The organism is Bacteroidota bacterium, from assembly GCA_016713925.1.
In the GTDB taxonomy this organism is placed as follows: Bacteria; Bacteroidota; Bacteroidia; order AKYH767-A; family OLB10; genus JAJTFW01.
The window spans coordinates 589,839-607,180 of sequence record JADJOH010000007.1; the positions used below are offsets into that span (position 1 = coordinate 589,839).

General features: G+C 41.0%; 14 protein-coding genes. 7 read left to right on the plus strand and 7 right to left on the minus strand.

What is annotated here, in order from left to right:
- Nucleotides 1-4: 4 nt before the first annotated feature.
- From IPJ86_10560 to IPJ86_10575, 4 genes are all read right to left on the minus strand, one after another.
- Nucleotides 5-2,692: a T9SS type A sorting domain-containing protein gene (locus tag IPJ86_10560; GenBank protein MBK7887705.1), complete on the minus strand. Its 2,688-nt coding sequence runs from the start codon at nucleotides 2,690-2,692 to the stop codon at nucleotides 5-7.
- A 170-nt stretch (nucleotides 2,693-2,862) separates the two neighbouring features.
- Nucleotides 2,863-4,773, minus strand: coding sequence for an SBBP repeat-containing protein (locus IPJ86_10565; protein ID MBK7887706.1), 1,911 nt, complete (start codon nucleotides 4,771-4,773; stop codon nucleotides 2,863-2,865).
- 242 nt (nucleotides 4,774-5,015) lie between these two features.
- Nucleotides 5,016-6,257, minus strand: coding sequence for a recombinase family protein (locus IPJ86_10570; protein ID MBK7887707.1), 1,242 nt, complete (start codon nucleotides 6,255-6,257; stop codon nucleotides 5,016-5,018).
- Entirely contained in the window at nucleotides 6,245-6,865 is a 621-nt protein-coding gene (locus IPJ86_10575) for a recombinase family protein (GenBank protein ID MBK7887708.1), read from the minus strand. Before IPJ86_10575 ends, IPJ86_10570 begins: the two co-directional genes overlap by 13 nt.
- Nucleotides 6,866-7,187: 322 nt before the next feature.
- Here IPJ86_10575 and IPJ86_10580 point away from each other — a divergent pair, with 322 nt between their 5' ends.
- Nucleotides 7,188-7,397: a hypothetical protein gene (locus tag IPJ86_10580; protein MBK7887709.1), complete on the plus strand. Its 210-nt coding sequence runs from the start codon at nucleotides 7,188-7,190 to the stop codon at nucleotides 7,395-7,397.
- Between the two features lie 56 nt (nucleotides 7,398-7,453).
- Here the strand turns inward: IPJ86_10580 and IPJ86_10585 are convergent, their stop codons facing one another.
- From IPJ86_10585 to IPJ86_10595, 3 genes are read right to left on the minus strand one after another with little or no spacing between them, the layout of a single operon-like run.
- Nucleotides 7,454-7,837, minus strand: coding sequence for a hypothetical protein (locus IPJ86_10585; protein ID MBK7887710.1), 384 nt, complete (start codon nucleotides 7,835-7,837; stop codon nucleotides 7,454-7,456).
- Complete coding sequence (locus IPJ86_10590; GenBank protein MBK7887711.1) at nucleotides 7,827-9,065, minus strand: DUF2130 domain-containing protein; 1,239 nt, start codon at nucleotides 9,063-9,065, stop codon at nucleotides 7,827-7,829. Before IPJ86_10590 ends, IPJ86_10585 begins: the two co-directional genes overlap by 11 nt.
- Nucleotides 9,066-9,103: 38 nt before the next feature.
- Nucleotides 9,104-9,583, minus strand: coding sequence for a hypothetical protein (locus IPJ86_10595; protein ID MBK7887712.1), 480 nt, complete (start codon nucleotides 9,581-9,583; stop codon nucleotides 9,104-9,106).
- A gap of 364 nt (nucleotides 9,584-9,947) precedes the next feature.
- On the opposite strand from IPJ86_10595, the gene IPJ86_10600 reads away from it, so the two are divergent.
- The 6 genes from IPJ86_10600 (at nucleotide 9,948) to IPJ86_10625 (ending at nucleotide 17,213) form a co-directional block, all read left to right on the plus strand.
- Nucleotides 9,948-10,250, plus strand: a complete 303-nt coding sequence (locus IPJ86_10600; GenBank protein ID MBK7887713.1) for a helix-turn-helix transcriptional regulator — start codon at nucleotides 9,948-9,950, stop codon at nucleotides 10,248-10,250.
- Between the two features lie 5 nt (nucleotides 10,251-10,255).
- Nucleotides 10,256-10,732: a hypothetical protein gene (locus IPJ86_10605; protein ID MBK7887714.1), complete on the plus strand. Its 477-nt coding sequence runs from the start codon at nucleotides 10,256-10,258 to the stop codon at nucleotides 10,730-10,732.
- A gap of 31 nt (nucleotides 10,733-10,763) precedes the next feature.
- Nucleotides 10,764-11,735: a hypothetical protein gene (locus IPJ86_10610; GenBank protein MBK7887715.1), complete on the plus strand. Its 972-nt coding sequence runs from the start codon at nucleotides 10,764-10,766 to the stop codon at nucleotides 11,733-11,735.
- On the plus strand, nucleotides 11,711-14,386 hold the full coding sequence (locus IPJ86_10615) for a hypothetical protein (GenBank protein ID MBK7887716.1): 2,676 nt from the start codon (nucleotides 11,711-11,713) through the stop codon (nucleotides 14,384-14,386). The genes IPJ86_10610 and IPJ86_10615 overlap by 25 nt, the downstream gene beginning before the upstream one ends.
- 279 nt (nucleotides 14,387-14,665) lie before the next feature.
- Nucleotides 14,666-15,376 (plus strand): hypothetical protein, encoded by a 711-nt coding sequence (locus IPJ86_10620; GenBank protein ID MBK7887717.1) that lies wholly within the window; start codon nucleotides 14,666-14,668, stop codon nucleotides 15,374-15,376.
- An 805-nt stretch (nucleotides 15,377-16,181) separates the two neighbouring features.
- Complete coding sequence (locus IPJ86_10625) at nucleotides 16,182-17,213, plus strand: site-specific DNA-methyltransferase (GenBank protein MBK7887718.1); 1,032 nt, start codon at nucleotides 16,182-16,184, stop codon at nucleotides 17,211-17,213.
- The last annotated feature ends 129 nt before the right edge of the window (nucleotides 17,214-17,342 follow it).

A 17,342-nucleotide genomic window follows, 5' to 3' on the forward strand; every position in this document is an offset into this window, starting at 1 on the left:
ACTATCAGTTTCCTGCCTTAATAAATTTTTCATATATATACACATTTCTTGTAGTGAGTTGTAAAGTATAAATACCATTAACAAGATCTGCGGTATTCAGCAAACAGCTTCTTATCCGCTGGTTGGGTGTTTGCACGGCGACTACTCTTCCTATCCCATCCAATACTTTGATTTCCCTTATCAAAACCTGTTTATCGAATAACAGGTTTAACAGTTCGTCAACAGGATTCGGATATAACAACATTTTAAAATTTCCCGATGTGGCATCCATCAATGAAGCCGATACTCCGTAAGGTATTTGAAACGTAGTGGGATTAATCGTAACGGGTGTGCCGATGCTGTCGTTGGCCGCCATCACCGTGCCAGTGAACACCAGGTTGGTATCAGGATAGTTCAATGTTGGGTAGGTATTCAGTCTTACTTTGCATAGCAATCCATTCCCATTAATCGCTGGGTTGTTGTAGCGGGTCATGCCCACACTCACCACCCCGTTAGCCACATATTCAATACTCAGGAAATCCTGCGCAGGAACACCGAAGATCGTTCCACCATAATCGAAAGTGGTGTTCTGCAAATCGAACACATTCGTATCAACAGTGATATCAAACGATATACCATATAGATTATCCAATGTACCACCGGTGTTGGTCAGATTCACCTGCAACTCTACTTGTTGAGGCAGCTGACTTGTATTCACATATCCGGGTGTGGGTATCAGCGTAAGGTTGCCCGTGGCCGATATCCGCTGGAAACCGCTTCCATCCAGACTATCCAACGGTGATACAAAGGGATGTATCTTGCCTATGTTGAAGCCTACAGAGGTTTGATCTGCGTTGTTGATGATGCCATCTCCGTTGCCATCGGCAAATACCTTAAAGGCATCACTGTTGGGACTGGAGGTATTGAAGCCCCACAGCGATGCCGGTTGTGCAACCCACTGCAGATTTGCATTGGGACGTATGGGACCTGTGTTGTTGTAGAAGATACCTATCTTCAACAGATCCGATGTATTAACCGTTTTGTTGTTATCCAAATCCCCGGGCCATACATTTATCTGACTAGAGTAGTTGAAGCAGCTTGGCCCTTGGTTCACGAGCCCAACCGGTGTCCCAGAAGTAGCATTGGTGATGGAGAGATTGTCGACAAAAAAACAAACCTGACTGCCCGACAAACTGGAAGGGATATTGTTGGGTTTGAAGAAAAACGTATACAAGGTTCCTGTTCCCGAGTACCCCGGTACAGCACCAATCTTCGATATCCCGAAATCATATCCGTAGGTGCCGGATGAAACTGGTGGTGTGGAAATAACCGCTGCTCCTGTTCCCAGAATCGTACCGGTCGTATAGCCTACATAAGTAAGGTTGGATGCCAATGCTCCGCTATAACGTAATCGCGCATAAGCCGCATAGATATCCGATGCACCAATTAACCTGACTTCAACTTTCAGCGTGTCGAATAAATTGAAACTATTGAGCCCCGTCGCACTCACCACCGAAATTGTTCCATTATTGGGAAGCGGGTTCACATTAACCTGCTGGCTTACCGTTTGCGTACATCCGTTGGTGTTTGTGAAAGTAACCGTATAATTGGTGGAATTTGTGGGATAAGCTATCGGATCCGCAACCGTGGTGGAACTCAGACCCACAGCGGGAGTCCAGAGAATATTTGGGTTAGCGGAATTAATAGAGCCACTTAAAAGCAGAGCGCTGGCATCGCCAAAGTTGATGGTGACCGGATTAGCACTGCCTCCGTCCGCCGTGATAATGGCGGAGGGGGTTGTGTAAACAGTAAGGAGTACCGCGTTGCTGGTGGCAGAACACGCATTGCTGTTGGTTACTACACACCTGTATTGATAATTATTCAGACCTGTAAGGTTTAGTATCTGTAACGTATTCGCGGTAGAGCCACTATAAATAGCCCCATTGGAACAGTTCACCCATGATCCACTGGATCCCATACGGTTCTGCCATTGATAAGTTAATCCTGTACCTGAAGCACTTAAAGTGAGGTTTGCAATTTGGTTGGGACAGACTGTAACGGAGGCGGGCTGAGTTACAATGGTTGGAATGTTGATAACAGTAAGCTGGGCGAAGTTCGAAGTTGCAGTTGATGGACATAAAGAAGAACCGACAATACATCTGAAATAGTAGTTGGAGAGGCCACTTGTATTTCCAATGACTAAGGCAGATGAATTTGAGCCAGAAATGGAATTTGTACCGCCATTAATAAGATTAATAAAACTACTTGTATTTACTCCATATTGCCACTGATATGTTAACCCACTGCCTGTTGCACCTAAAATAAATGTAGCACTCACCCCTGAACACATAGTTGAACTGATTGGTTGACTTTGTATAGTGGGAATTGTATAAACTGTCAAAACAGTAGTTGTACTTATTTCTGAAGAAAGCGAATTCGAAACTATACAACGAAATTCATACCCATCAAGACCTGAAGGATTACCAATAGATAAGGAGGTGGTAGTAACACCAGAAAAATTATTAATCCCGCCAGATAGAATATTTGAAAACTGAGTACCAGAAGGTGATTTACTTTGCCATTGATAGGATAACCCGACTCCAGAAGCTATTAGACTAAAGCTTACAGACGAATTGGGACAAGTTGACATGGTTATAGGAGCTTGAGTCGTTATGAAGGTTTCAAAGAACTTAACAAGAAAAGCGTCATTCATACCTGATTTAAAATTTTGATGCCCCCAGATGCAATGTTGGATGTACTATTAGTTGTTCCTCCCAAATAAATATTTCCGGAAGGATCGCTTCTAGTTGAAACAAAAACACTCATTACCAGTTCCTCCATAATATGTTCCCCATTGGCGTACTCCGTTATTGTTAAACTTAACTAAAAATGCATCTCCCCCCATATAAGTATTTTGATACCCCCCGAGGCAATTAATGAAGGACTACTACCACCAATTCCAGCTAAAAATACATTACCCAGTGCATCGGTGCAGGTTGAATAACCAAAATCGCCGTTTTGTCCTCCATAATAGGTTCCCCATTGACGCACTCCGTTACTGTTGAACTTAACTAAAAAAGCAGATTGAGAATTACCAGTAATTGTATTTTGATGTCCTCCTGCGGCAATGTTTGATGTACTGGTAGTATATCCAGCCAAGTACACATTCCCAACAAAGTCAGTGGTGGTTGAATATCCAATATCAGCACCAGAACCACCATAATATGTACCCCATTGGCGCACCCCATTGCTGTTGAACTTTACCAGATAAGCATCGCCCATATTAGGGCCACCAGCATATGTATTTTGATGCCCACCGGATGCAATGTTAGTAGTACTACCAGTTAATCCTGCCAGATACACATAACCCGAACTAACTGAAACTGATGAAAAAATTTCATCACTACTTCCCCCATAGTAAGTTCCCCAAAGACGCACGCCAAAACTATTAAACTTTACTAAAAATGCATCTGCTGTTCCGCCACCAAAAGTGTTCTGATGCCCTCCTGATGCAATTGCATTTGGGCTAACAGTATGACCTGCTAGATAAACATTCCCTGAAACATCAGAGGCAGTTGAAAGGCCATAATCATTGCCACTACCTCCGTAATAGGTGCCCCACTGACGCACTCCGTTATTGCTGAATTTCACTAAAAAGGCGTCTGAATTCCCACCAGAAGTATTTTGATGTCCACCAGAAGCAATTCCATTAGAGATACAGCAAGTATTACCAGCTAAAAATATATTCCCCGAAGCATCGGAGGTGGTTGAAAGTCCTTCTTCATTACTAATCGCAGTTCCACCATAGTATGTTCCCCACTGGCGCACTCCAATGCTATCAAGTTTCACTAAAAAAGCATCAGTATTAGCTCCAAAGGTATTCTGGTGACCTCCAGATGCAATGGCTGATGTGCTTGAAGTTTTTCCGGCCAGATAAACATTTCTTAAAGCATCAGTGACGATTGAATTACAATAATCATCTCCTAGTCCCCCATAATAGGTTCCCCATACCCTTGTTACCGGATCAATCCGCATCGCCAGAGCAGGGTTAAAGTTGGGTATAAAGAAACTCACTTTGTTATTGTCATCAATTTGCCAAAAAGCCTGTAAGCGCTCATCACTCTGATACACCTTCAACTCCCCCTCCTGAATTTCGCCAAAAGGGGTTTTCATGATCAGATGGCCATCCTTGCTGATACTCAAGTCTGCACCTTTGATTTCCATCTGTATCTGGCTGTAGTCCCCACCCGGGGAAACAAGATAATCCGTTTCTAATAATCCTTCCGTTCCGTAGTAGTGGATATCGATTCCATTCCAAACGTTTTTCAAAGTGACATGCTCGTATTGCTTTACGAAGAGAGCAGTATCTGCTCCATCCGGAACATTGTAATAGTTGTTATAGCCATCCAATGCTTTACCCCGCTCAATGTCAAAATCAGGATTGTGGGATATCCAGTGCGCATCCACCCGGTAGGTGCTGATCTGATCAGGCACTTGTCTTTTTTCTTTTCCAGGCATACCAGCATGACCGTCCTCTTCGCGCCAGCTATCTACCCTGCTAAGCTGGAAGCTAACACCGTTGTTTTTGATGTAGTAGTGCATACCCGCCTGACTACCGTAAAAAAGCACATCCGGTCGCGGCTTCCAGTGCTGGTCCTTCATCTGGCCTTTATTCTCTTCGAAAATGGCGGCTGGCTTACTTAGTTCATTGCTAAAGTTATTCTTTACAGTTGATTGTGCTTTTGCGTTAATGCTAATAATCAATAGCGCAAGAATTGATAAATTAAGCTTCATAATCAATAATTATTTATTCATAAAAATAATGAATTTTAAAGAAATACAAAATGATATCAAGATGTTTATTTGAACCTTCTCTTGATAGAACTTTTCTGAACCATTATTTCGAATACGTAATATGATGTTTAAGTTCCTATTTAATATACTGGCGACATCACAAAATTATAACCAACTAAGTGGTCTATTTTATATGTGCTAAGTTGTGAATCCAAAACTCCGAAAAGCATTGAAAAATAGCTTCATCGGAAACTGTTTAGACCTGTACCTCCGCTCATAGTGCTAACCACGCAATAAATTACATCTGGTGCCGAATTGCCGGAAAATGAACGTAACCCGGAAAGTACGTTGGAATCATGAAGCCGGCTCAATGTTTTGTATTCTGTCACGGTACTGAAAGCAGTTGTATTTTGGTTTTGACAAGAAGAATTGTTATTACTCTTAAAACCAGTCATTTGCCTATATGTCATTTCCAATTCATCCCAAAAAAAGTTCGAACTGGGGTACATTAGGTATAACTGAGGCAATTTTTCATCAATTGTTTCCTTTTCACAATTCTGTAAATCTCGTAAATTGCTTGATAATGAAGCAATTTCAAGGAAAATGGGATTCACCGAAAAAGTTCGAAGTGCATGATTTTCCGATATGTACGCTAAGCCATTCGGAAACACTAATTTTTGAATTCTAACTTTGCCTTCAAAATTTGATATTTCCCACATTTTCAAAAGATTACAAGCTAATTCAAGCGCAGAATCCAGCAGTTTTTCAAAGTTCGAAGTGTCTTTCCCGAATTTCTTAAGCTCCGCTTCAATAGTTTGTATTTTCTGAAGATGACCGGATGAAACCTTTTGAAACAATTCCGGAGTGATGTTTCCGGTGGCCAGATTATATTCCATTTTCTCAAGGTCATTCTTCAAACGGGTTAATTCATCTTTCATCGGTTTTAATCTTTCCCCATCAGCCTTGTGAAGCGTCCAATACGTTTCTGCGAGTTTATTTTTAATTACAGGTATTAATTCCTTATCGAGAGTATAGGAGGAAAGTAATGCTTTAAACAGCTCCAGGAGCTTCTTTTCGCTCAGATTGAGGCAACAGCCTTTATTCGGGCATTTGTAGTATAGATATGATTTTTGAAGATAAGCCGTGAATGGTCTTCCACATTTACCGCATTTTACTGAGGCTTTAAATGGCATCTTTTCGGCATGACTAACCTTCTTATAACCCTGTTTGTTTTCGCTAAGGACACCGTTTACTGCAAGAAATACTTCTTCTGAAATCAGCTGTTCATGCTTTCCACGTATGATTTCTCCATCATCTAGCAAGGAATGAGTGATGAACCCACAGTAAAAAGGATTCCGGAATATTCTTGATAACAAAGGTGGAGTCAGTTTTAATCCCATTGGGATCAATCGCTGTATGATGGCTTCATGCGTCAGGTTTTCATTGAACTTCCATAGGAAAGCCTGTTTAATTAATTTCCCCAATGGACCGATAAAACATTGTGGTTTATCATGGTCGTGCTGCTTTTACCTGAAACATAATCCTTGATATACCCAATCGTTGGCTTACCAATCCATTCGCCTTTACGTAATTTCTTCTTTTGTCCTTCAATGATTCGGTCCCTCCTCTGTTCATTTTCCATCTCAGCAAACATGAGATACAAATTCTGTGAGAGACGGCCACTAGGAGTTTGGTCATCTACACTTTGTGTGGCAGCATGAACCTTAATACCCTTTTTCCTCAATGATTTCAGAAGACCGATATCTCCGGACCGTGTGAACCTGTCATAAGAATAAACAACAATGTTTCCAATATGATTCTTATAGCAAAACTGAAGCATTTCCTTGAAAACAATTCGGTCATCTGTAGTTGCAGATTCTTTCGCATTAAAAGTCTTAATGAGGTCGAATTTATTCTGCTTACATAAATTCACGCAAACGTTATCCTGCCAATCCAGGCTATCTTGTTGTTCTGTCGAACATCGGTTATAAATGACTGCCCGATTGTTTTCAATTGTTTTGTCCTCTGAGCATTTAATCGCAAATTTCTGTAACCATTCAGGTAAATTGCTTTCTTTGTTATTATTATCCATGACTTTTAATCATAAATAGTTGCAAATTTTTCAGGATCCGTGATCCTGATCAACATCACCCACATGTAGCTTATGCAATAGCAGGCAGAGTTCCTTTAAGCTCTCGGAAATCTTGCACAATTCTTCATCAGTGCAGTTCTTGTAACCGGTTAGTGACTTCAGCATTTCAATAGTTACTTTCGGTTCATTTAATACTCCTTTATTATGTTCGCTTGCATTCATAGCCTGATAAATATTATTTTTAACTAACTCGGTTTTATAATTTATAATTTATAATTTCGTCTCGATAGTGAAACAATCATTTCGTTCAACTATTGATGATATGTCGAAAGCTAAACCATCCAAAAAAGTAAAATCCCACGGTGGTGCGCGTGCCAAATCGGGCCGAAAACCGGTGACCGATAAAAAAGTTGGTTTTACAATCTATGTGGAACAATCGATACTGAATGCCAATGGTGATATGGATGAGACAAGGCGTGATTGTTATGAATTCCTGAAGAAACGTGCTCAGGAAAAATCTGGAGGTGAGTAAACAGACTCCGCCTTTAAAATATTATTTCCTGATTTGCATGGAATAATCAATCATTCTTATCGAATGATTGATTCACCACCATCACCATTTTTCAATTCAACTTTTCTGTAGTAAATCAACCTGATTCGCTTTTCCACCATGATATAATAGTCAATTTGAATCCCATCGTATTCGAATCTGCATTTATAGAAAATGGCCTTAGTGGAAAACAAATCCAGATATGCTTCAGATAGATCATCTCTTTTGTTTAGATGGGATTCAAAATCGGTACGATCAATAAAAACAGCATCCTTTCCCTTAATTAGCTCTTCTATTCTGTCCTTGATGAACAAATAAATTGGACCGGATCCTTCCTCTTCGTGAATAGGGAAATACTCAGGAAAAAAATAAGTTACTCTATAAAGAAGTTTTCGGTACTTATGCTCCACTTTAGTTTTCATTGGTAGTATCCTCCTCCAGAAGAGGCAGGTTCAATGCCTCAATTCCTTTAACTGATGATCCCGCAATAGCGCGAAATGAACCAAACATTTCTGAAGTACATTGACCTACCAGCTCAATCGCTTTTTCGCGTTCCTTCCAGAGGCGTGTCATAGCTCTCTTCTCCTGATCCAGGTTAGTTTTCAATCGTGTAAAACTTTCAACAATGGTCCGGATTTGCAGCGTGAACTCTGGTCCCGTGAGATAGTCATACAGATTGCTCATTTTATCGGATTTATTTTCCCCGGAAGTCTTTAGTTCGTGATATCGCAATAAAGAATCGCGAAGCACAAACAACAACTGCTGAACTTCCTTGAAACTGCAAACCCAAACACCATCGCGTAAACCGAAATGGGGCATATCAGCAGGCATGGCTTCTGTAACCAGTACCGCAATATCGGCTTTGTGATTACGCTGATCCTCCTTGAGCTTCTGAATCCAGTTGTTGCTAAAGTTCTTGGTTCGCTTTATTTCTAAGGCAATCGTCCCCGCATCTTTTTGCAGTGTTGTACGGACACCCATCAATAAATCAGCACCGTTTGTGCCTTTTGAAATTTCCGTAATACAATCATCCGGGTACTTTCTGCGAAGGTCATTTTCCAGCTCCAGCTCTGCCACTTCACCCTGCAGTTGCATTGAGCCCTGATCGGCTTTTTGCTGTGCTTCCGTCAACTGTTTCTTTAATTGCTGTATGATATTTTCCTTTTCGGCAATTTTCAGATTTGACCGGGCTTCTGTTTCCTGCACTAGTTTGAGACGCGCGTCCTCTAACTGCTTGTTTAATTTTTCTTCCGACTCCAGCTCAATTTTTTCACGTAGTTCGTCCTTTTCGCGGGCTAACTTCAGAAATTCTGCTTTTATCCGGTTAAGTTCCCTTGCTTCTCCAATTTTTTCTTTGAGCTGCTCCTGTAAGGATTCTAATTCACCGGATTTCTCAACGTTAATCTGATCCCGCAATCTCTTTTCTAGCACCATCTTTTCCTTAGACAGCTTCTCACTCACACCCTTTTCAATGGTCAGCTGAATATCGGTTCGCAGTCTTTCAAGATCCATCCGTTCTTTGGATATCTGTGCATTCTTTTGCTCAAACTCCTTCTCCGCTTCAAAATGTAGTTGATGATAGAGCACCTTGTTTACATTAATATCAATGCCGCATTTGGGACATCTGATGTTACTGGTTTCCTGATTCATGTTATTTGTTTATAAGGATTATTAGGACATTGAAACGGTTAGTTTTTACTGATGAAAATGGGAATGGCCGGATGTAAATCCATTCCAAGGTGATTGAAGCAGATCATTTCAGAAATATTCCGGGCAATGTCCTTCGGGGTGGCATCCCTTTCCAGGAATGCACCCCCATAAACTTCCGGCTCCTGTGCATAAGGAGTGAAAATGTGCATGAACTGCTCACCATCGATACCAAAGAATATGATTATAGACGAAAGCAGGCATACTCGCTTGTCTGCGCCCTGATGAGTTATTCCCTTTGCAGTGGACCTCCAGACATCTGGAAATGCTTTCGGCAATGCATTGACAATGCACTCAAAAACAGGGTAAATATTAACGGGATCTTCCTCTGAACTGAAGATATGGTTATCATCCTCTAATACTTTAAAGCATTCATTTTTTTTCTGCTTACGGAGGTGTCCTGCCAGTTTTCTTAATCTTTCCGGCTGAAAGATTAGCGGTTTGTTTACTTTTTCAATCATTTTTTGAAGGATTTAGTAGTTACATTTGAATGTGTTTCTGTGTTTGTAGGGCAAAAGTATAATTAAATCTTGATAAAACATTATGTTTTATCAAGATTTAATTGTATATCGGTATTTATATTTATGATTATCAGTACAATAAAATTCATTGGTTTTTATACGTTTTTACATTTTAAGCATTTGTTTCCCTATTCCGGCTGAAATCGAGGAGGTCATTCTGCTTTAAACGGAATTGAGAAATTTGGGTCATATCATTTTTCAATACATATGCACCCTTAGCTAGAATGCGCGATTTCAAAACAGGTCATACCGTTCAATCGAATTGTTTATATTAGCCAATAGTTGACAAGTCAAAAGAAAGACGATGGAAAGCCAGTTTGGTGAGAAGATACGAGCACTCAGGGAGCAACAGCATTTGTATTTGCGGCAGGTAGCACCATTGCTGGAAATGGACACGGCTCAGCTGAGTAAAATCGAAAAGGGGGTTCGGCAACTCAAGCGGGAACAAATACCTATTATTGCCCAAATTCTTAAAGTCGATGAGGATGAATTGCTGACCCTTTGGCTATCAGACCAGATTTATGCAGTGGTGAAGGATGAGAAACTGGCCAATGAAGCCATGCAGGTAACGGAAGACAAGATCAAATTTAAAAAGCGAAAGAAGTAATATCAATGAGCATCTATTCTATACAGGACATAATGCAATCTACTGACCGATATAAGCTATACACCCTTATGTGCAATCAGGATGGGCTGGTGGATTGTATTTCATGGTTACATGCAAAGAAGATTCACACCATTAATGTTGGCAAAGAGTTGGCTGCATTTATTGACGGTCTTGATGATTTCAGCTACCTGAATATTGACGTGTTCGATTACGCTAAAAAATTGCTGGATAAGCATAAGGCGAAGATCAATAACACCGGGAATGATGTGGTAGCTGTTTACAACCTGGGCATTCTGTTGGAGCCTGCACTTGAATTAAACGCAGCGCAATTGCTAAAAGAGTTTTCAAAAACAGCAGCACTCATCATTATTTGGGAAAATCAATCCGACATACCAGACCGCTTACATTGGTCAACTCAACAAAACAACATTTTTCTTGACTTTACTGAAACGCCATTAAAAAAACTGCAGTATGCAATATAAAGAGCTGATACAATTTGAACCGATCACCACCGTGGTGAAGTTGGTAAATGCCGGTGAACTGTCGGTTGCAGAAAGCCTGGTGAAAACATTTGTCTTCTCCAAGAAAATGCAGGAGGACCTGCGAGAAATCATCATCAAAAACCTCGCTACCGAGCCAACCTATGAAACAAAAGGTATTCAGGTAGTTGGTAGTTATGGTACGGGTAAATCTCACTTGATGTCATTGGTTTCGGCTATTGCTGAAAACGCAGATTTGTTGAAGCAGCTGCAGAATGAGGATGTAAAGAAAGATTTCAAAGCAATTGCAGGCAAATACAAAGTGCTCAGGTTTGAAATAGGAACCGACAAGCCCCTAAAGGATATTGTCTTTGCTCAGATTGAACGTTACCTGAAAAAGGAAGGAATAGACTTCAAATTCGATGATGATTCACACTTCAGTTGGAAAGAATTGATTCAGCAGATGATGGCGGAGTTTGAGTCAAAGTTCCCTAAGCATCATTTTCTGATTGTGATTGATGAGTTGCTGGAATACCTGAAAGGACGAAAACCCAATGAATTGCACAATGATTTGATGCTGCTTCGTCAACTCGGAGAGGCATGTGATAATTCCCGTTTCAAACTGATGTTTGGCGTACAGGAGTTGTTGTATCGTTCACCCGAGTTTCAGTTTCAGGCCGACATGCTCAACAAGATTGAAGACCGCTATGCAGACCTCATCATCACCAAAGAGGATGTGTCATTTGTAGTGAAGGAACGATTGCTAAAAAAAGACCTGCACCAAAAAGCGAAGATCAGAGAACACCTTTTGAAGTTTGCCCACCTGTTTGAAGGTATCAACACTAACCCTAATGAGTTTATTGACCTCTTCCCGGTACACCCAAACTATGTAAGCTATTTCGAGAAGATCAAGCACGGCAAAAGCCAGCGGGAGATACTGAAAGTGCTCTCAGTTAAGTTTGAAGACATTCTGGAAAAGAAGTGCCCACCAACAATCCCGGACTAATTACCTACGATACTTACTGGCCTGATTTGGCCAGCAACCCGGCTATGTTGGCCATTCCTGATATCCGTATCGTACGTGATAAAGTAGATATTATTTCAGGAAGAGTTGCTAATCACTTTACAGGTGCAAGAGCTAACCGAAAAGACATTGCCCAAAGCATTGCCCAGGCATTGGCCATTCGCATTCTTTGTGATGATTTGGATAAACGTAACGGTGCCAATGCACATAGCTTGAAAGAGGATTTATGCGTTACCATTCCCAATGTGGATGAACCGGAATTGTTATTGGCTACTATTGACAGTACAGCCAAGCAATTGGTTACAGCCACCGCAGGGCAGTATGTGGACCAGGATACCGTCAGTGCCGATTTCTACATCCGCACAGAGGGTGGCATCAATATCCCTCAATTGATTCGTGATTATGCAGATGAAGTCATCAAGAAGGATACTGACCAGGCTGACCAATACTATTTCGACTTTCTGCAATTCGTGTTGGAGGTTCAACAAGACTCTTACCGTTCCGGTTTTAAAATTTGGCAACACTCCCTGGAATGGATTGATAAGAAAAGCTTCCGTTTGGGCTATATCTTCTTTGGTAATCCCAACCAACGTAGCACTACAGAACCTATACAGCAATACTATATTTTCTTCTGCCCGCTGTTCAATGCCATCAACCGTAATGATGAAAACGATGAAGTGTATTTTGATGTAGCAGGTTTATCAGATGAGTTCAAAGATACCATCTGTCTTTACGGTGCAGCCAAGGCAAAACATGCCTCTGCACCTACCAATCAGAAGCAATTATTCAGTAGCCAAATTGATGAATACCAACGAAAAGCCATTGCATTATTCGACAAGGAGTATGCAGATAAGACTAAGGTGATTTACAAAGGCGAAAGCAAAACACTGAAATCATTTCCGCTGCCTGGGGAAGGCTCAACCAAGGAAATGATCTTTCGCAGTGTAGCAGCCAAAGTGCTGAATAAAGCATTCAACGATAAGTTCCCGCATTATCCTGCCTTTACCGACTTGCAATTCCCTTTGGCAAAAGACAACTATGCCGGCTCCATCACTGCAGCTTTACGGAAAGTCACGAATCCAGGACAGCCGAATAGAAATGGAGAAGCAATACTCAGTGGTCTTGGCTTGTGGAGTGGACAAACCATTGTAACAGATAACAGCAAGTATGCCGAGAGCATCAAAAAGAAAATGAAGGAAGCCGGTGAAGGTGCAGTACTCAATAGGTCCGACATCATCTGGGCTCACTATGCACCGGCCAATCTGTGGTACTCTGTTGATTACAACATCGATTACCAATTGGAGTTTATTGTGTTAGCAGCATTGGCTTACAAAGGCGATATTGAAATCAACTGGTCAGGCAGCAAGAATCTTTCTGCTACCAATATTGAAACGGTTTTAAGCCTGAATGAAGAGGACTATTTCACCTTCCAGCATATAAAGCAACCGCAAGGCATTCCGGTTAAGCACCTGAAAGCACTATTTACTTATTTGGGCTTGCCCGATTACACTTCCGAACTGGAGAAGCCGGAAACCATCAGCAAGATTATTACCGAAGCAAAGACCAAGGCGGAACGTGTGGTGAAAACCAAAGCCATTGTGGTGCAGGGCTTGAAGTGCAGAAATGTTCCGCTGCTGAGTGATGAAGACAGTGCCAAAATGAAAACAGAGCTGGATGCATTGGGAACAATGCTTGATGGCATCCAATCTTACAACTCCTATGGTAAACTCAAAGCTTTCAAATACACCGAGGACGATCTGAACTCAGCCTTTAAAGCTTTACTACATTGCGACCTGGTGGATAAGCTGAAAGAAAAAGCCGAGAAGTTTGAACGATTGGTAGGCTACATCTATACAGCTCAATCCTATGTGGTGGAAGCGGAGAAGCCATTGTATGATGAAATGAAAACAGCCATTGAAAGCCTTCCTGCAGTGGTTGCCTCCTCAAAGGATGCAGATGTCAAGAAGTATGAAGCGCTGCTCAATTCATTGATTGATCGTTATGCGGATTACTATCTGCAACAATACACCCGTTGCCGCTTATCGAAGCAGGACGACTTGGCCAAAGTGAGAATACTGGGCAGTGAGAAAAAACGTATTTGCGACATCATTAAAGATGTGGAGATCATCACATCCACCGAATACAGCAACTGGATCAACAGCATTACTTCGCTAAGAGAAGCAGATGCATCCCTCACCAAACCCAATGTCCTAGCTGAGCCTTACCACGATTTTAATCCCCGTGAGTATTATGGAAAATCTACTTTCAATATTCATCAGCTCGAAGAGCAGTTGGATGGCATTGTAGAAAAATGGACCACTGCCATGCGATCGGTGTTCAAAGACCCATCGGTGCAGGAAAACATGGACATTCTGAAAGCGGCTGACCGCCAACTGGTGGAAGATTTCAGAACCGGCAAGGTGGAACTCACTGCCGATAATGCTACCAAACTGAGAAACCTGATTACACAGTTTGCTCAAGGGATTGATAAGGTAGAAATTACCATTGAGGATATACGCAAGCAATTGAGTAAGCCACTTACACCACAGGAAGCCATTGATACTCTTACCAGCTACATCGACAACCTGTGTGCCGGTAAGGAAAGAAACAAGGTTCGTATAATCATTAAATAATTTAACAATGGAATTGATAGATTTTCTTCAGGAAATACGTAGGCAAAATATTGTTGTAAGAGACAGAGTAACTGTTATTACGGAGGGTAATGAAATTATTGGTTCACTTATTCCATACACACTTATTATTTCTCGTGATGGACAATCATTGTCTAATATCATCCATGAACGGGATGGCCAATTAGTGATAATAGTTAAAACCATACCTGATGGAATGGGACCAGATGGGTACTCCTATACTGATTTCAGATATCCTTACAATTACTAAAGAAAACTAACATGTCGAAAGTCATTTGTTTAGGTAAGGAGTTTAACAGCGAAGAAGAACGCAGGGAATACTTCCGCAATGAACTGCGAGCAAAACTTCCGGAGCTGAAGAAGATTGAAGGCTTTCCCATTGGGGAAGATGAAGACATCATTAACCTGAGTGACCCGCCTTACTATACCGCCTGCCCCAACCCCTGGCTGAATGATTTTATTGCCGAATGGGAAAAGGAGAAAGAAAGCATACCGGGTAGGCATAAGGATTTTCATGTGGATGAGCCTTATGCCGGTGATGTTAGTGAAGGGAAGAATAATGCCATTTACAATGCTCATAGCTATCATACGAAAGTGCCACATCCTGCAATCATGAGGTACATTCTCCACTACACTCAACCTGGCGATATTGTCTTAGATGGCTTTGCGGGCACTGGTATGACTGGAGTTGCGGCACAAACATGTGAGCAACCTGAAAATAGCACCAAGTACACAATAGAAAAAGAGTTTAAGGAAACTGGAGGTAAACTGTTGTGGGGAGGTAGACCAGTAATAACGAATGATCTATCAACTATTGCAAGTTTTATAGATTATAATCTAAATAATGAATTCGATTATTTTGAATTTGAAGATGCGGCTAAAAAGTTATTAGATGAAACTAAAAAGAGTATGGGTGGATATATGAAACACAACATGATGGAAAGGCAAAAGGAGAAATCATTTTTAACGTAATCTCAGATATTATTAGCTGTATTAACTGCGGAAAAGACTTTTCATATTGGAAATCAGCAGTTGACCTTAAGAAGAATGAAGTCAAAAAAGATTACAAATGCTCTCACTGCAATGTAGTTCAGAATAATAATAATTCAGTTCCATCATTAAAGACAATTTATGACAGGACATACAATGAAACTAGGCAGATACCAAAAAGTGAAGTTGTATTAGTGAATTATAAGGTAGGAAAGAAGCGATTTCAGAGGTCACCTAATGAATATGATTTGCAACGAATTGAAAGGGTCGAAAACTTTGACATTGAATTTTCAATCCCAAAGAATCTTATGTTCTTCAAGGGAGAAGCTTGGGGTGATACCTACAGAGCCGGGTATCACATTGGAATCAAGTATTGGTCAGATTTTTTCACTAAATCCAACATGATAATCTTATCATGTATTTATAATAAGATTATTGATTCGAGCTACGATGAAAGAATTAGAAAAGCATTGCTTTTCTGGTTTACTGCTTCTCAGTCACGGCTACACAAAATGAATAGATACTCACCTCAGCATTCTCGCCATGTTGGTCCTATGGCTAATACATATTATATAAGTCCTACTCCTGCTGAGATTTCTCCATTCTATTTTATGGATGATAAGATCAAGGCACTTAAGTATGTTTTCAGAGGTACTCGAAAGGCAGTTAATATGGTCGGTTCTGCAAATAATTTGTTTCTAAATGATAACTCAATTGATTACATCTTTACTGACCCCCCATTTGGAGCTAATATAATGTACTCAGAGCTGAATTTTCTCTGGGAGAGTTGGCTAAGTTGCACACGAACAACAAAGAAGAAGCAATTGAATCAAAGGCACAAGGTAAATCGACTTTAGTTTATCAGAATATAATGACTGACTGCTTTAAAGAGTTTTATAGAGTATTAAAACCTGGAAAGTGGATGACTGTGGAATTTAGTAATACAAGTGCTGCAATTTGGAATGGCATTCAGACAGCTTTACAGCGTGCAGGATTTATCATCTCCTCTGTTGCAGCCTTAAATAAAGGGAGGGGTGGTATGCAAGCAATAATTGGTGTTGTTGCTGTTAATCAAGATTTAGTAATCAGTTGCTATAAGCCATCGTCTGAGTTTGAATCTAAATTTAATTCAATAAGTAGCGATGTTGTGGTTTGGGATTTCATTAATGAGCATTTAAATCACTTACCTGCACACATTAAAAAGGATTCTAAGACAGCTTCAATAATTGAAAGGAGCCCAAAGATTCTTTATGATCGACTTATTACCTTCTATTTAATGAGAGGTTTGCCTGTTCCCATTGATGCTAAAGATTTTCAAGACGGACTGAAACAACGCTTTGTAGAAAGGGATGGCATGTATTTCACGGCTGAACAGGCTGCCGAGTATGATGAGAAAAAAGCAAAGGCACCGCAGTTTGTGCAGTTGGCGCTTATCGTTACGAATGAGTCAGATGCCATTGAATGGCTAAAAGACCGGTTACGCAAGCAAGCCCAGAAATACCAGGACATCATGCCTGATTTTCGTATTGCAACCCAATCACTCCGCAAAGGAGATACGTTACCGGAGTTGCAGGACATCCTCAACGAAAACTTCATTCAGGAACCGGATGGCCGCTGGCGTACACCAGACCCCAACGAAGCCAAAGACCGGGAGGCCCTGCGTACCAAGGTACTGTTGAAAGAGTTTAATGGCTATGCAACTGCTATCAGTCGGCACGGGCCAAAAACTCAAAAGAGTGCGGGTAAAGCCCTACGTGCCGGTTTCAAAAACTGCTGGGAGCAAAAGATTTCAAAACCATTGTTCCCCTCGGTGATATGATTCCGCAAAACATCCTGCTGGAAGACGAGCAGTTGCTGATGTATTACGATATAGCAAAAGACAGAGTGTAAAGGAGTTCCATAGAAAGAACCAGATGCCTTAAGCTTTGCGGCTACCTTAAACAGTTCT

What these genes read in the sequence shown, in the direction of transcription:
- IPJ86_10560 (MBK7887705.1), bottom strand. Translation starts at nt 2,692, where the DNA reads ATGAATGACGCTTTTCTTGTTAAGTTCTTTGAAACCTTCATAACGACT.
- IPJ86_10565 (MBK7887706.1), bottom strand. Translation starts at nt 4,773, where the DNA reads ATGAAGCTTAATTTATCAATTCTTGCGCTATTGATTATTAGCATTAAC.
- IPJ86_10575 (MBK7887708.1), bottom strand. Translation starts at nt 6,865, where the DNA reads ATGGATAATAATAACAAAGAAAGCAATTTACCTGAATGGTTACAGAAA.
- IPJ86_10580 (MBK7887709.1), top strand. Translation starts at nt 7,188, where the DNA reads ATGTCGAAAGCTAAACCATCCAAAAAAGTAAAATCCCACGGTGGTGCG.
- IPJ86_10585 (MBK7887710.1), bottom strand. Translation starts at nt 7,837, where the DNA reads ATGAAAACTAAAGTGGAGCATAAGTACCGAAAACTTCTTTATAGAGTA.
- IPJ86_10590 (MBK7887711.1), bottom strand. Translation starts at nt 9,065, where the DNA reads ATGAATCAGGAAACCAGTAACATCAGATGTCCCAAATGCGGCATTGAT.
- IPJ86_10595 (MBK7887712.1), bottom strand. Translation starts at nt 9,583, where the DNA reads ATGATTGAAAAAGTAAACAAACCGCTAATCTTTCAGCCGGAAAGATTA.
- IPJ86_10600 (MBK7887713.1), top strand. Translation starts at nt 9,948, where the DNA reads ATGGAAAGCCAGTTTGGTGAGAAGATACGAGCACTCAGGGAGCAACAG.
- IPJ86_10605 (MBK7887714.1), top strand. Translation starts at nt 10,256, where the DNA reads ATGAGCATCTATTCTATACAGGACATAATGCAATCTACTGACCGATAT.
- IPJ86_10620 (MBK7887717.1), top strand. Translation starts at nt 14,666, where the DNA reads ATGTCGAAAGTCATTTGTTTAGGTAAGGAGTTTAACAGCGAAGAAGAA.